The organism is Novosphingobium sp. PhB55 (genome assembly GCF_004368805.1).
Classification (GTDB): Bacteria; Pseudomonadota; Alphaproteobacteria; order Sphingomonadales; family Sphingomonadaceae; genus Novosphingobium.
This window is the reverse complement of sequence record NZ_SODQ01000010.1, coordinates 36887-49978: the sequence shown is the minus strand read 5'-3', so window position 1 is coordinate 49978 and position 13092 is coordinate 36887. Positions and strand designations below refer to the sequence as shown.

Here is a 13092-nt window from a genome sequence, read left to right as displayed (position 1 = left end):
ACAGTCCTGTCTTACGCCGCTTCCGGCAGGGCCAGCGGCGCACCGGTCTTCTCGGCGACTTCCGCTTCGGTGACGCCGGGGGCGAGTTCGACCAGCGTCAGCCCGCCGCGAATGCGGTCCACGGCGATCACGGCAAGGTCGGTGACGATCAGGTCCACGCAGGCTTTGCCGGTCAGCGGCAGGCTGCATTGGGGCAGGATCTTGGGCGCGCCGTTCTTCGAGACATGGTCCATGACCACGACCACGCGCTTCACGCCCGCGACGAGGTCCATCGCCCCGCCCATGCCCTTCACCATCTTGCCCGGGATCGTCCAGTTGGCGAGGTCGCCGCGTGCCGAGACTTCCATCGCGCCCAGCACGGCCATGTCGATATGGCCGCCGCGGATCATCGCGAAGCTGTCCGCGCTGGAGAAGAAGCTGGACGTCGGCAGCGCGGTGATCGTCTGCTTGCCGGCATTGATGAGGTCGGGATCGACTTCGTCGTCATAGGGGAACGGGCCGATGCCTAGCATGCCGTTCTCGCTCTGGAGCGTGACCTTGATGCCCTCCGGCACATGGTTCGCCACCAGCGTCGGGATGCCGATGCCCAGGTTCACATAGTACCCATCGCGCAGTTCCTTCGCAGCGCGGGCGGCCATTTCATCGCGGGTCCAAGGCATCAGACCGTCTCCCTTTCACGCACGGTGCGCTTCTCGATGCGCTTCTCGTTGATGGTCGAAAGCACCACGCGGTCGACGTAGATGCCGGGGGTGTGGATGCAGTCCGGATCGAAGGTCCCTGCGGGGACGATCTCCTCCACCTCGGCCACGGTGACCTTGCCCGCCGTCGCCATGTTCGGGTTGAAGTTGCGCGCGGTCTTGCGGAACTGGAGGTTGCCCTCCTCGTCCGCGCGCCAGGCCTTGATGATCGACAGGTCCGCGCGCAGCCAGGTTTCGCGCACGTATTCCTCGTCCTCGAACACCTCGACCGGCTTGCCTTCGGCGACCACGGTGCCGACCCCGGTCTTCGTGTAGAACGCCGGGATGCCCGCGCCGCCCGCGCGAATGCGCTCGGCCAGGGTGCCCTGCGGGTTGAGTTCCAGCTCCAGCTCGCCCGAGAGGTACTGGCTTTCGAACAGCTTGTTCTCGCCCACGTAGGAGGAGATCATCTTCCGGATCTGCCGGCTCTCCAGAAGCATCCACAGACCGAAGCCGTCGGCGCCCGCGTTGTTGGAAATGACCGTCAGGTCCTTCACGCCCGCCGCGCGCACTTCGGGGATCAAGCTCTCGGGATTGCCCGAAAGCCCGAACCCGCCGGACATGATGGTCATGCCGTCGAACAGCAGGCCATCGAGAGCGCTGCGGGGGCTATCGTAGATTTTCGACATCGCGTGTCTCCTTAACCGAGGTCGCCGCCCGCGACGGGCAACACGGTGCCGGTCACGTAGCTGGCCTCGTCCGAGGCGAGGAACAGGATCGGGGCGATCTGCTCCTCAAGGGTTCCGTAGCGTTTCAGGAAGGCGGAATCGGTCACTTGCGCGACCGCCTCGGCCATCCACGCCTGCTCCTGCGCGCTGTCGCCTTCGGCATTCCGGGCGACACGGCGCGGGGGAGCGCTGGTGCCGCCCGGTGCCGTCGCGACGACACGGATGCCGCTTTCCGCATATTCCATAGCCAGGCTCTGGGTGAGGCCGTTGATCCCGCCCTTCGCCGCCGAATAGGGCACCCGGCGAATGCCGCGCGTGGCGTTGGAGGACAGGTTCACGATGGTTCCCGCGCCCTGCTCCAGCATGGTCGGCAGAACGGCATGGCAACAGTAGAGCGTCGGCATCAGCGAGCGGCGGATTTCCGCATCGATCTGCGCGGGCTCGAACTCGGCGTAGGGCCGCATGCGGATCGCGCCGCCGACATTGTTGATGAGAATGTCGATACGGCCGAAGGCTTGGACCGCCTTGGCCATCGCCGCCGCCGCGCCTTCGTAGGTCTCAAGGTCGCAGCAGATGGAGACGGCTTTTCCGCCCGCCGCCACGATGGCGTATTCCACCTCGGTCACGAATTCGGCGCGGTCGACCAGAACCACGCTCGCGCCCTCGGCAGCGGCGCGGGTTGCGACACCGGCCCCGATGCCCTGCGCCGCGCCGGTCACGACCATGACTTTGCCTGCAAAGCGTCCTGCGAAGATCATGACACCGCACCCTTCGTCATTGCGAGCGGAGCGAAGCAATCCAGGGGCGGTTTTGCGCCGCTCTGGATTGCCGCGTCGGCTTCGCCTCCTCGCAATGACGAGGGTTGGGAGGAGGACGATCGCGAAGAGAGTGAGTGAACCGACATGCCCACCTCCTCAGACGTGGTAGATGTCGATGACCTGATGAATGTAGTCGTCCTTCAGGACGATCTTCTTCTTCAGGATCAACGGCGTCTCATCGGCAGTATCCAGCGTCAGGAACGTGGTTCCGAAGAACTGCTGCGTCTGCTGGTAGCGGTGGCTGAGCGTGTGCCAGTTGTAGCGCAAGTCCACCTGCCCATCGCGGCTCTCCAGCACTTCGACATTGCCGATGAAGTGCGCCGAACGCGGCTCGGGCGTGGACGCGGAGGAGCGCTCGGTGTTGAGGCGGTAGACGCGGTCTTCCAGCCCCTGCCGGTTGGCGTAGTAGATCAGCGAGATTTCGGTCTGCGGGTCAGAGCACAGTTCATCGTCGTCGGTCCACGCCGGCATCCAGTATTCCACGTCGGGCGAATAGCATTCCAGCCATTCATCGAACCGGCGATCGTCCAGCAGGCGCGCCTCGCGGTAGAGGAAGGCGCAGATCTCGCGGTAGGAGAGGGTTTCACGGGTCATGTCGAGCGTGCTCATTCCGCCGCCTCCATCATCGACGGCTGATTGGCCGCGTCCTTGGCCAGACCGTCGAGCATGATCTGCGCCCAGAACTCGTGCTGGCGCACGAACAGCCCCTCGTCCTCGCTGCGCTCGCTGGAGAGCAGCGGGTTCATGCCCATGGCCTTGGCATTTGCATCCGCGCCGTGGATCCAGCGGGTGGCGCCGCGGCTGAGGTCGTTCCACAGCTCGCCCGCGCCTTCGTAGGCCTTCTGGCAGGAGCGGAACTCCTCCAGATCGTCGGGCGTGCCCATGCCGGTGACGTTGAAGAAATCCTCGTACTGGCGGATGCGGTGGGCGCGGTCCTCGGCGCTCTCGCCCTTGGGGGCGTAGCAGTAGATCGTCACTTCGGTGGTGTGCACGTCGATCGGGCGGACGACGCGGATCTGGGTCGAGAACTGGTCCATCAGGAACACGTTCGGATAGAGCGCCAGATTGCGCGTCTGCTCGATGATGAACCTGGCCCGATCCTCGCCCAGCCGGGCGTCGAGTTCCGGCTTGTGGTTCCAGATCGGCCGCACTTCGGGATTGATCACCTGCGTCCAGAGCAGGATGTGCCCATGCTCGAAGCCATAGACGCCGCTGGCGGGCGCCTTGGACCAGCCGTTGGCGTCCACTGCCTTGGTGCCGCCCTCGGCCCGGCGACCCATGGTGGACTGGTAGTTTTCGTGAACGGAGCTGACGTGATAGCCGTCGCAGCCGTTCTCCATCTGCATCTTCCAGTTGCCGTCGAAAGTGTAGGTGGAATTGCCGGTCAGCACTTCCAGCCCCTCGGGCGCCTGATCGACCATCTGGTCGATGATGACTTTCGCTTCACCCAGATGGTCTTCCAGCGGCAGGACGTCATGGTTCAGCGATCCGAACACGAAGCCGCGATAGCTTTCTACGCGCACCTTCGTCAGGTCGTGCGACCCTTCGTGGTCGAAGCTGTCCGGATAGGCGCCGGTGCTGGCATCCTTGGCGCGCAGCAGCTTGCCGTCGGTCTTGAAGCTCCAGCCGTGGAACGGGCAGACGAACAGCGGCTGGTTGCCCCGCTTGCGGCGGCACAGCTTGGCGCCGCGATGCGCGCAGGCATTGACCACGCCGTTGATCGCGCCGTCCTTGGCCCGGGTCAGGATCACGGGCGTGCGCCCGATGAAGGTCGTGAAGTAATCGTTCTTGTTCGGAAGCTGGCTTTCGTGGGCGAGGTACACCCAGTTGCTTTCGAAGATGTACTTCATTTCCAGCTCGAACAGCGCCGGATCGGTGAAGACGTCCCGGCGGCAGCGGAACTCGCCGGTTTCGACATCATCGACCACGGCGGTCGAGACCCGGTGCATGAGGCGTTCGTACATGATCCTGTCTCCCGTTTCTCTGTGGTCAGGCCGTTTCTGTTTCGGGCTGCGGTTCGGCTTCGGCCCGGGCGCGGGACGAGAAGTGCTCGTCGTCCGCATCGGCGGCGCGCTGCATCTGGAAGTCGAACTGGATGTAGGCGCTGTCGCCCTGGCGGCTGGGCACCGGCAGCAGACCCGCGCGGGTGCCGAAGGCGAAATCGTCGGCCGCGAAGGGATCGTCGCCGAAGTTGATCTGCGTCGTCAGCGTGCGGTAGCCCGGCGCCTCGATGAAGAAGTGGACGTGGGCGGGGCGATTGCCGTGACGGCCCAGCGCCTGCATCAGCTGGTCGGTCGAACCGCCCGGCGGCACCGAATAACCGCTCGGCTGCTTGGAATGGAACGCATAGCGCCCGTCCTTAGCCAGCTTGATACGGCGGCGGTTGTTGAACGGGGTCTGTTCGCCGGTAGGGTCGAAGTGCGAATACCAGCCCTTCGAATTGGCGTGCCAGACGTGGACGATCGCGTTCTCCACCGCCTCGCCGTCCGGGCCGGTGACACTGCCGGTCATGTGCAGGACGGTGGTGCCCTCATCCTCGTCGACGGAGAGATTCACGTTGCCTTCCACCAGCGGCGCACCGGCGACGTAGAGCGGGCCTTCGATGGTGCGCGGGGTGCCGCCGGAGAGGCCGGCCTCGGCATCCTTGGCATCCATGTAGAGGTCCAGGAAGTGCTCAAGCCCTGTGCCCGGCACGATCAGGCCGATCTCGCCCGCACTGTCCGAAAGGTACTTCATGGCGAGCCAGAACTCGCTTTCGGAAATGTCGTGGCGGACGATCAGCTCCATCACCGATTCGGTAAGGTCGCGCATGATCGCCTTGAGGCGGGGGCTGCCGCCGCTCTCGTTCACGCCGGCGGCGCGATCGAGCAGCTGCTGGATTTCCGGGGTCTTTACGAAGCTGACGTCCATTTTGTTCTCTCCCAAGGACTGTATTCAGTGGCTCCGGCGATCAGCGATCGTCGTCATGGATGGAGGATGGGTGCCGGCAGAGCGGCGTGATTTTCATGGTCATGAAGGGGTAGAGCGGCAGGCCCATCAGCGTGTCGTGCAGCGCTGCATTGCTCTCGACATCGAAGATCGACACGTTCGAATAGAGCCCGACCTTGCGCCAGATGTGGCGCCAGGTGCCCGCCGTCTGGAGCTTCTGGAAATAGGCCTTCTCGGCCGCCTTGATCTTCGCGGCTTCTTCCGCGTCGAAGTCCAGCGGAATGTTGACGTCCATTTCGACCATGAACAGCATGGCTCAGGCTCCTGCGTTTACGGCGTGAAGGCGCGGACCCGAACGGTCACGCCGGAAGAAGTCGATCTTGTCGGGATCGAGCGCGATGCCGAGGCCGGGGCCGGTCGGCACCTTCAGCGAAAAGTCCCCGTAGCCGAGCGGCTCGGTCAGGATTTCCTCGGTCTGCAGCAGCGGGCCGAACAGCTCCGTGCCCCAGGCCAGCTCCGGGACGGTGGCGAAGACATGGGCCGAGGCCACTGTGCCTACGCCGCCTTCCAGCATCGTGCCGCCATAGAGGCCGATCCCCGCCGCCATGCCGATGGCGGCCACTTCGGCGGTGGCGAACAGACCGCCCGATTGCGCGATCTTCAGCGCGAAGACGCCCGCCGCACCGGCAGAGGCGATGCGCAGCGCGGTGCGCGGCCCGTGCAGCGCCTCGTCCGCCATCAGCGGCACGCCGCGCGTGGTGGCAAGGCGGGTCATCGCCGCGATGTCGTCCCCGGCGATGGGCTGCTCGACCAGATCGCAGCCCACGTCCTGAAGCATCGCCATGCCCAGCTTGGCCTGCGCCTCGCTCCAGTTCTGGTTCACGTCCACGCGCACGCTGGCGCGGTCACCCAGCGCCTTGCAGATCGCGCCGACATGGGCGACGTCCGCCCGCACATCGCGCTTGCCGATCTTCAGCTTGAAGATGCGGTGGCGGCGCAGGGAAAGCATCTCCTCGCCCTCGGCAATGTCGCGCGCGGTGTCGCCGCTGGCGAGGGTCCAGGCCACCGGCATGTCGTCGCGCACGCGGCCCCCGCCGATGAGGTCAGAGACCGGCACGCCCAAGCGCTTGCCCGCCATGTCCAGCAGCGCGGTTTCCACCGCGCACTTGGCGAAGTGATTGCCGCGCACGCACTTCGCGACTTTGGCCATCGTCGCGCCGACGCGGGCGATATCGCAAGTCTTCAGGACCGGGACGATATAGGTGTCGATGGCGGACTTGATGCTTTCCGGGCTTTCCTCGCCATAGCTGAGGCCGCCGATGGTGGTGCCCTCGCCGATGCCCTCTACGCCGTCACTGTCGGTCAGGCGCACGATCACCATCGCCTGCGAATGCATCGTGGCCATGGCCAGAACATGCGGGCGGATCGTCGGTACATCGACGATTAAGGTATCAGCTTGGCTCAACAGGGCCATTGCAGCGACTCTCCCGAATGTTTAGCTTTCGATGGGAAAGTTAGGCCTCGGTCGCAGCGGCTGCAAAGATCAATGCGGTTACAGGCCTATACCTGAGAGGTATATTATCGTGATGGACGTGCGCCTTCTGCGCTACTTCGTGGCCGTGGCGGACGAGGGGAACTTCAACCGCGCCGCCGAACGGCTGCACATCGCCCAGCCGCCGCTTTCGCGCGCGATCCAGCAGCTGGAGGCGCATGTCGGCGCGCCGCTGCTCGATCGCGGCACGCGCCCGCTGCGGCTCACCGCCGTCGGCCGCCTGCTCCACGAACAGGCCCTGCAAGTCTTGGCCCGCATGGAGGACGTGGAGGCCATGGTGCGGGCCGCCGCCACCAGCGAGCGGCGGCGGCTGGTGATCGGCTTCGTCGCCTCCACCATCTATGCCCGCCTGCCCGAACTGATCCGCGAATTCCGCAAGGCGGCGGAGAACGTGGAACTGGTCATGGTAGAAGCCACCACGCTGGACCAGATCGCCGCCCTGAAGGACGGGCGCATCGATGTCGGCTTCGGGCGCATCCGCTTCGAGGACCCTTCGGTCCGCCGCATCATCCTGCGCAACGAGAAACTCGTGGCCGCCTTCCCGGTCGACCACCCGCTGGCCAACGGGAGCGGGCCGATCTCGCTGCGCGACCTGGCCGATGAGCCGCAGATCATCTATCCGCGCGCGCCCCGCCCCAGCTATGCCGACCAGGTGATCTCGCTGTTCCGCGACCATTCGATAGAGCCGCGCATCGTGCACGAGGCGCGCGAACTGCAGATCGCCATCGGCCTCGTCGCGGCGGAGGAAGGCATGGCCATCGTCCCGGAATCGGTGCGCCGCGCGCGCAGCCACGATGTCGCCTTCCGCGAACTGGTGGAACCGGCCACCTCCCCCATCATCATGAGCCACCGCCCGGGAGACCGCTCTCCCGAACTGGCGCTCATGGCCGCGGTGATCGCGCGGCAATATGCGCAGTGGGGCTATGACGTGCCCGCCGCGCTGAGCGAGGAATTGTGACCGGCGCGTTTCCGGCGATACCCGCTGCGTATTCGCATCGGACTTAAACGGTATTTGTTGAACCCCTGCAGGTCATTCACTTTCCCGGAAAATCACACAACGTGAAATGGGAGAGGAATCGATATGCAAGGTATCGATGTAAGTCGTCTTGTCGACGAAGCCAGATTCGGAAATCTGCACCTCAAGATAATTATAGCCTGCGCATTGCTGCTTATAGTCGATGGCTACGACGTATTCATTTACGGAGTCGTGCTCCCCAAGCTGATGGAGCAGTGGCAACTTACCGCACCGCAAGCCGGTTCTTTGGCAAGCTGGGCGCTGTTCGGCATGATGTCCGGCGCGCTTCTGTTCGGACCGATGGGTGACCGGATCGGCCGCAAGAAGTGCATCACCCTCTGCTTCACGCTGTTCAGCGCCGCGACCTTCCTGAACGGCTTCGTGACGACGCCGACGATGTTCGGCGTGCTGCGCTTCGCTGCGGGCCTGGGCTGCGGCGGGCTGATGCCCAATGCCGTTGCGCTCACCAACGAATATGCCCCCAGGCGGATGCGCAGCACCCTCGTGGCGCTGATGTTCAGCGGCTATGCCGTGGGCGGCATGGTCGCGGCGGGCCTGGGCATCTGGTTGCTGCCACGGTTCGGCTGGCAGGCGATGTTCCTGGCCGCCGCCGTGCCGCTGGCGCTGCTTCCGCTGATCCTGCGCGGCCTGCCGGAATCGGTCGGCTTCCTGGTGCGCAAGGGCGAGCAGGACAAGGCCCGCGCGATCCTTCGCCAGCTCTCCCCCGAGGCCGCCTCCGGCGCGCCGCTGGTCCTGCGCGAGGCCGACACGGGGCGCGCCTCGGTGGGCGAACTGTTCCGGCATGACCGCACGCTGGGCACGCTGTCCATGTGGCTGTGCTTCTTCTGCTGCCTGCTGATGGTCTATGCGCTGGGTTCGTGGTTGCCGCAGTTGATGCGCAGCGCCGGATACAGCCTGGGTTCCAGCCTTTCGTTCCTGCTGGCCCTCAATTTCGGCGGCATGTTCGGCGCGATCATGGGCGGGCGCCTGGCCGACCGTTTCGGGCTGCCCCGCGTGGTCATGGCCTATTTCGCCCTGGGCGCGCTGTGCATCGCCCTGCTCGGCCTGAACAGCGCCATGCCGGTGCTCTACCTGCTGATCTTCATCGCCGGCGCCGGCACCACCGGCACGCAGATCCTGCTCTATGCCAGCGTCGCGGAGTTCTACAGCCTCTCCGTCCGATCCACCGGGCTGGGCTGGGCCTCGGGAATGGGCCGGGTCGGCGCGATCGTGGGGCCGATGCTGGGCGGACTGCTGCTCGCGGCGGAGCTGCCGATGGCGCTCAACTTCCTCGCCTTCTCCATTCCGGGCCTCGTCTCCGTACTGGCGACCGCGCTTTACATGGTGAGCCGCCGCCAGCAGCGCAGCCGGGAAGCCTACGCCCTCGCGGCGTGAACGGACGATCATGACCACCACCATCGAGACGCTCCCGGCACAAGGCCAGACATCGATGATCCCGGCAATCGTCGCCGGGATCATCGCCACCACCATATCCTATGCCGGACCGCTGGTGATCGTGTTCCAGGCCGCGCAAGGGCTGGAGCCGGCGGTCGTCGCCTCGTGGATCTGGGCCATCTCGATCGGCAGCGGGGTGCTGGGCATCGTGCTGAGCTGGCGCTGGCGCGTGCCGATCGTGGTGGCATGGTCGGCGCCGGGTTCGGCGCTGCTGGTGACCATGCTGCCCCAGACCGATTTCGCGACGGCCGTGGGCGCCTATATCGTCGCCAACCTCGCGGTGCTGGCGGTAGGCGCTTCGGGCGCGTTCGACCGGCTGATGAAGCGCCTGCCCGCCGCGATCACCGCCGCCATGCTGGCCGGCATCCTGTTCCGCTTCGTGATCGACATGATCAGCGCCGTCCCCTCCGCGCCGGTCACGGTGATCGCGATGATCGCCGCCTTCTTCGCCGGACGCGTGCTCGCCCCGCGCTATGCCGTCGTCGCCGTGCTGGTGACGGGCGTAGTGCTGACCATGCTGGACGGCGGCCTTTCGGGCACCATCGGCACCCCCCGCCTGACCGTGCCGGTCTGGACCACGCCCCGCTTCGACTGGGCCGCCACCGCCAGCATCGCCCTGCCGCTGGCGGTCGTGGCGCTGACCGGGCAATTCCTTCCCGGCATCGCCGTGCTGCGCGCCGCGGGCTACGAGACGCCGCCGGCGCGCCCGATCGTCTCGGCCAGCGCCATAGGCTCGATCCTGCTGGCCCCGTTCGGCTGCCACGGCCTGAACCTGGCGGCCTTCACCGCCGCGATCTGCCTCGGCCCGGACGCGCACCCCGATCCGGCGAAGCGCTATCTCGCGGGGATCGCGGGCGGCGTGACCTACCTGATCTTCGGCGCTTTCGCGGCGACGGTGCTGGCCCTGTTTGCCACTTTGCCCAAGACCCTGATCGCCGCGCTGGCCGGGCTGGCGCTGTTTCCGGTCGTCTCCGGCTCGCTCAGCACCGCCCTGCGCGCGGAGCAGGGCCGCGACGGGGCGCTCGTCACTTTCGCCGTCAGCGCCTCGGGCATGACACTGGCGGGCCTCGGCTCCGCCTTCTGGGGACTGGTCTTCGGGCTGGCCGTGCACATGCTCCAGACTTTCGCCGCAAGACGATGACATAGCGGCTGCAACTGGGTCGCCCCCTTCAGAACAAACGAAAAAACGGGAGAGTATCGATGTTCCAGATCATGGCGCATGCCCTGACCGCAGCCACCGCGCAGGTGCCCGCACAAGTCCCCGTGCCGGTATCGGCGCAAGCACCCGCCGAGGCGCCCGCCGCAACACAGACCGCCGCGACCGAGATCGCGGCGCCGCAAAGCCCGAACCGGCCCAAGGCGCCCAAGCCGGCCTTCAAGCCGATCAACCATGACGAGGACTATTCCAGCTTCCGCGCCGTGCGCGACGCCAATCTCTGGACCCGCATCAAGTACATTCCGCTGGCGGGCAATACGTATGCCTCGCTTGGCGGAGAGCTACGCCTGCGGCCCGAACTGCGCATCGGGGAGCGCTGGGGACGCGGTCCGCAGGACGACGACGGCAACTTCCAGCAGCGCACCCGCGTCTGGGGCGACCTCCAGGTCGAGGGCCTGTTCCGCGCCTTCGTGGACCTGGAGCACGCCACCAGCACCGGGCTCGATTCCGTGGTCGCGCCGATCGAGGAGGGCCGGCTGGACTTCAACCAGGCCTTCGTCGAGGCGCATGTGCCGGTCGGCACTGCGCGGATCACCGCGCGCTTCGGCCGCCAGGAAATCGGCATCGGCAACCAGACCGTGTTCGACATGCGCGAAGGCGCCAACACCCGCCGCTCGCTGGACCTCCTGCGCGTGATGGGCACGATGGGCCCGTGGGACGGCGGCTTCCTCACCGGCCACGCGGTGCTGGAAAAGCTGGGCACCTTCGACGACGAGACCAACCACGACTACGACCTGACCGGGCTCCACGCCGGACGCACTTTCGGCGCCGGAAGCCATACCGGCCGGGCCGAAATGCTGTTCGTCTCCTCCGACCGCGCCAGCGTGTCCTTCGCCACCGCACCCGCCGCGCGCGACCGGCGTCGCACGCTTTCGCTGCGCTATGCCGGGAAGGCCGATGCCTGGAGCGTCGATGTGGAGGGCATCCGGCAATGGGGCTCGTTCGGGAACCTCGACATCGATGCCTACTACGTCACCGGCACAATCGCTCACGGCTGGCAGGGCGGCTGGAAGCCCAAGCTGGCCCTGCGCGTGGACGTGGGCTCGGGCGACCGCAATCCCGGCGACGGCAAGGCCGGCACTTACGGCCCGCTGTTCCCCAAGCCGCTCACTTACAATGGCGACCTGGGGCCGCATAACCTGACGATCTTCCAGCCGATGCTGACGCTCCAGCCGAACGCGAAGCTGACGCTCGACTTCTCGGCGGCAGGCCTGTGGCGCACCTCGATCCACGACGGCGTCTATTCGCTGGGCGGGCAAGTGCTGCGCCGCGCCGACGAGACCGATTCCCGCTTCTTCGGAAAGCGCGCCACGGCGGCCGGGCGCTATGCGCTCAACCCCTTCACAACGCTCGGCTTCTACACGATTTACGGCGATGTTTCGGAGAAGTTCAAGCCGGGGCGCGACTTGTTCTATGCCGCCGCCTACCTGACGTTCCGGATCTAGCGGAGCAGTCTAGCGCGCCGGGGGCGACGTCTCTTCGCCCCGGCCGGGGGTGAGCAGGGCATCGAGCCGCTCCAGAGCGGCCAGCATCATGGCCTGCTCCCACCGCTCCAGCGCGCCGAAGCCCTGGCTGAAGCGCAGTTGCAGCGGGAACGGGGAGGCGCGCAGCTTCTCGCGCCCCTCGTCCGTCGCCTGCAGCAGCATCTGCCGCTTATCCGTCAGGCTGCGGGTGCGCGTGACCAGGCCGCCGGCGACCAGCCGGTCGACGATATTGGTGATCGTCGCCTGGCCGAACCGCAGCGCCGTGGCGACCGCACCGGGCGTGATCGATTCGTGCCCGCAGATCTGGCGCAGGACCAGGCCCTGCGACGGGGTGAGACCGGTCGCGGCGGCCATTTTCCGGTTATCCAGATCGGCGGCGTCGATAATTTTTCGCAGCGCCGTCAGCGCCGCTGGCGTGAGGTCCGATTCCATGCCCGACAGCTAGCTTTGACGAGGCTTTGCGCCAAGTGTGAATATGCTTCGGATATGGAAGATTTGTGACACGAAACGGCAGGGTCTCTGGAACCATTCCCCCGGTGGGCTGTTGCAATGCCGCGCCGAATCAGTATGTTTCGCCGCAAGCGCAGTCACTATGAGGCAATAGCCAAGCACAACGATGTGCTTCGGAGGGTGAAGTAATCTTAGATTTGAATGCGAACGAGGCAAGCCTCCGGGATCTTTCCGGGGGCCCCGAGAACGCGCCGCAGGAAGACGTGGCCAAAGCGCCGCTACGCCTGCGTTGCCCCACTGCCGAAGACGGCCCTGCCGTCACGGCCCTGATCGCGGCTTCCCCGCCGCTCGATCCCAACTCGGCCTATTGCAACCTGCTCCAGTGCAGCGATTTTGCCGATACTTGCGTGCTTGCGGAGCGGGATGGGCAGGCCGTCGGCTGGGTCTCCGGCTATCGCCCGCCTTCGCATCCCGAGCGTCTTTTCGTGTGGCAGGTGGCCGTGGCCGCCTCGGCCCGCGGCGAGGGACTGGCAGGACGCATGCTCGATGCCCTGCTGGCCCGGCCCGCCGTGCGCGGCGCCGCCACGCTGACCACCACCATCACCGAGGACAATGCCGCCAGTTGGGCGCTGTTCACGGCCTTCGCGCGCCGCCACGGCGCGCAGCTTTCGAAATCGCCGCGCTTCGAGCGCGACGCGCACTTTGCCGGTGCGCACGACACGGAATGGCAGGCGAGCATCGCGCCCCTGCCGTCCGCCCAATCCTGAAC

14 protein-coding genes are annotated in these 13092 nt (G+C 66.3%); 5 read left to right on the top strand and 9 right to left on the bottom strand.

The features are described from left to right. Window positions 1-11: 11 nt before the first annotated feature. The 8 genes from EDF57_RS22455 to EDF57_RS22420 form a co-directional block, all read right to left on the bottom strand. Entirely contained in the window at window positions 12-659 is a 648-nt protein-coding gene (locus tag EDF57_RS22455; RefSeq protein WP_134095927.1) for a 3-oxoacid CoA-transferase subunit B, read from the bottom strand. Next, on the bottom strand, window positions 659-1366 hold the full coding sequence (locus EDF57_RS22450) for a CoA transferase subunit A (RefSeq protein ID WP_134095926.1): 708 nt from the start codon (window positions 1364-1366) through the stop codon (window positions 659-661). The genes EDF57_RS22455 and EDF57_RS22450 overlap by 1 nt, the downstream gene beginning before the upstream one ends. 11 nt (window positions 1367-1377) lie before the next feature. Continuing rightward, window positions 1378-2163, bottom strand: coding sequence for a benzoate diol dehydrogenase BenD (gene benD / locus EDF57_RS22445; RefSeq protein WP_134095925.1), 786 nt, complete (start codon window positions 2161-2163; stop codon window positions 1378-1380). Between the two features lie 156 nt (window positions 2164-2319). Beyond that, on the bottom strand, window positions 2320-2832 hold the full coding sequence (gene benB / locus EDF57_RS22440) for a benzoate 1,2-dioxygenase small subunit (RefSeq protein ID WP_134095924.1): 513 nt from the start codon (window positions 2830-2832) through the stop codon (window positions 2320-2322). After that, window positions 2829-4187 (bottom strand): SRPBCC family protein, encoded by a 1359-nt coding sequence (locus tag EDF57_RS22435; RefSeq protein ID WP_134095923.1) that lies wholly within the window; start codon window positions 4185-4187, stop codon window positions 2829-2831. Before EDF57_RS22435 ends, benB begins: the two co-directional genes overlap by 4 nt. Before the next feature lie 25 nt (window positions 4188-4212). Continuing rightward, the gene (locus tag EDF57_RS22430) at window positions 4213-5133 is read right to left on the bottom strand and encodes a dioxygenase (protein WP_134095922.1); all 921 of its coding nucleotides are present in this window, start codon (window positions 5131-5133) and stop codon (window positions 4213-4215) included. Window positions 5134-5173: 40 nt separating this feature from the next. After that, a complete protein-coding gene (gene catC, locus EDF57_RS22425) occupies window positions 5174-5464 on the bottom strand; it encodes a muconolactone Delta-isomerase (protein ID WP_134095921.1) in 291 nt (96 codons plus the stop codon). Between the two features lie 3 nt (window positions 5465-5467). After that, on the bottom strand, window positions 5468-6625 hold the full coding sequence (locus EDF57_RS22420; protein ID WP_134095920.1) for a muconate/chloromuconate family cycloisomerase: 1158 nt from the start codon (window positions 6623-6625) through the stop codon (window positions 5468-5470). Window positions 6626-6737: 112 nt separating this feature from the next. Between EDF57_RS22420 and EDF57_RS22415 the strand changes: the two genes are divergently transcribed. The 4 genes from EDF57_RS22415 (at window position 6738) to EDF57_RS22400 (ending at window position 11834) form a co-directional block, all read left to right on the top strand. Further along, window positions 6738-7661, top strand: coding sequence for a LysR family transcriptional regulator (locus EDF57_RS22415; RefSeq protein ID WP_132268978.1), 924 nt, complete (start codon window positions 6738-6740; stop codon window positions 7659-7661). A 204-nt stretch (window positions 7662-7865) separates the two neighbouring features. Further along, a complete protein-coding gene (locus EDF57_RS22410) occupies window positions 7866-9113 on the top strand; it encodes an MFS transporter (RefSeq protein WP_243654401.1) in 1248 nt (415 codons plus the stop codon). A 10-nt stretch (window positions 9114-9123) separates the two neighbouring features. After that, window positions 9124-10314, top strand: coding sequence for a benzoate/H(+) symporter BenE family transporter (locus tag EDF57_RS22405; protein WP_243841234.1), 1191 nt, complete (start codon window positions 9124-9126; stop codon window positions 10312-10314). Between the two features lie 59 nt (window positions 10315-10373). Continuing rightward, the gene (locus EDF57_RS22400) at window positions 10374-11834 is read left to right on the top strand and encodes an alginate export family protein (protein WP_134095919.1); all 1461 of its coding nucleotides are present in this window, start codon (window positions 10374-10376) and stop codon (window positions 11832-11834) included. A 9-nt stretch (window positions 11835-11843) separates the two neighbouring features. On the opposite strand, the gene EDF57_RS22395 is transcribed toward EDF57_RS22400, so the two are convergent. Then, window positions 11844-12305, bottom strand: coding sequence for a MarR family transcriptional regulator (locus tag EDF57_RS22395; RefSeq protein ID WP_134095918.1), 462 nt, complete (start codon window positions 12303-12305; stop codon window positions 11844-11846). Between the two features lie 302 nt (window positions 12306-12607). Between EDF57_RS22395 and ectA the strand changes: the two genes are divergently transcribed. Beyond that, complete coding sequence (ectA, locus tag EDF57_RS22390) at window positions 12608-13090, top strand: diaminobutyrate acetyltransferase (RefSeq protein WP_134095987.1); 483 nt, start codon at window positions 12608-12610, stop codon at window positions 13088-13090. Window positions 13091-13092 lie beyond the last annotated feature (2 nt).

What these genes read in the sequence shown, in the direction of transcription:
- EDF57_RS22455 (WP_134095927.1), bottom strand. Translation starts at nt 659, where the DNA reads ATGCCTTGGACCCGCGATGAAATGGCCGCCCGCGCTGCGAAGGAACTG.
- EDF57_RS22450 (WP_134095926.1), bottom strand. Translation starts at nt 1,366, where the DNA reads ATGTCGAAAATCTACGATAGCCCCCGCAGCGCTCTCGATGGCCTGCTG.
- benD (WP_134095925.1), bottom strand. Translation starts at nt 2,163, where the DNA reads ATGATCTTCGCAGGACGCTTTGCAGGCAAAGTCATGGTCGTGACCGGC.
- benB (WP_134095924.1), bottom strand. Translation starts at nt 2,832, where the DNA reads ATGAGCACGCTCGACATGACCCGTGAAACCCTCTCCTACCGCGAGATC.
- EDF57_RS22435 (WP_134095923.1), bottom strand. Translation starts at nt 4,187, where the DNA reads ATGTACGAACGCCTCATGCACCGGGTCTCGACCGCCGTGGTCGATGAT.
- EDF57_RS22430 (WP_134095922.1), bottom strand. Translation starts at nt 5,133, where the DNA reads ATGGACGTCAGCTTCGTAAAGACCCCGGAAATCCAGCAGCTGCTCGAT.
- catC (WP_134095921.1), bottom strand. Translation starts at nt 5,464, where the DNA reads ATGCTGTTCATGGTCGAAATGGACGTCAACATTCCGCTGGACTTCGAC.
- EDF57_RS22420 (WP_134095920.1), bottom strand. Translation starts at nt 6,625, where the DNA reads ATGGCCCTGTTGAGCCAAGCTGATACCTTAATCGTCGATGTACCGACG.
- EDF57_RS22415 (WP_132268978.1), top strand. Translation starts at nt 6,738, where the DNA reads ATGGACGTGCGCCTTCTGCGCTACTTCGTGGCCGTGGCGGACGAGGGG.
- EDF57_RS22405 (WP_243841234.1), top strand. Translation starts at nt 9,124, where the DNA reads ATGACCACCACCATCGAGACGCTCCCGGCACAAGGCCAGACATCGATG.
- EDF57_RS22400 (WP_134095919.1), top strand. Translation starts at nt 10,374, where the DNA reads ATGTTCCAGATCATGGCGCATGCCCTGACCGCAGCCACCGCGCAGGTG.
- EDF57_RS22395 (WP_134095918.1), bottom strand. Translation starts at nt 12,305, where the DNA reads ATGGAATCGGACCTCACGCCAGCGGCGCTGACGGCGCTGCGAAAAATT.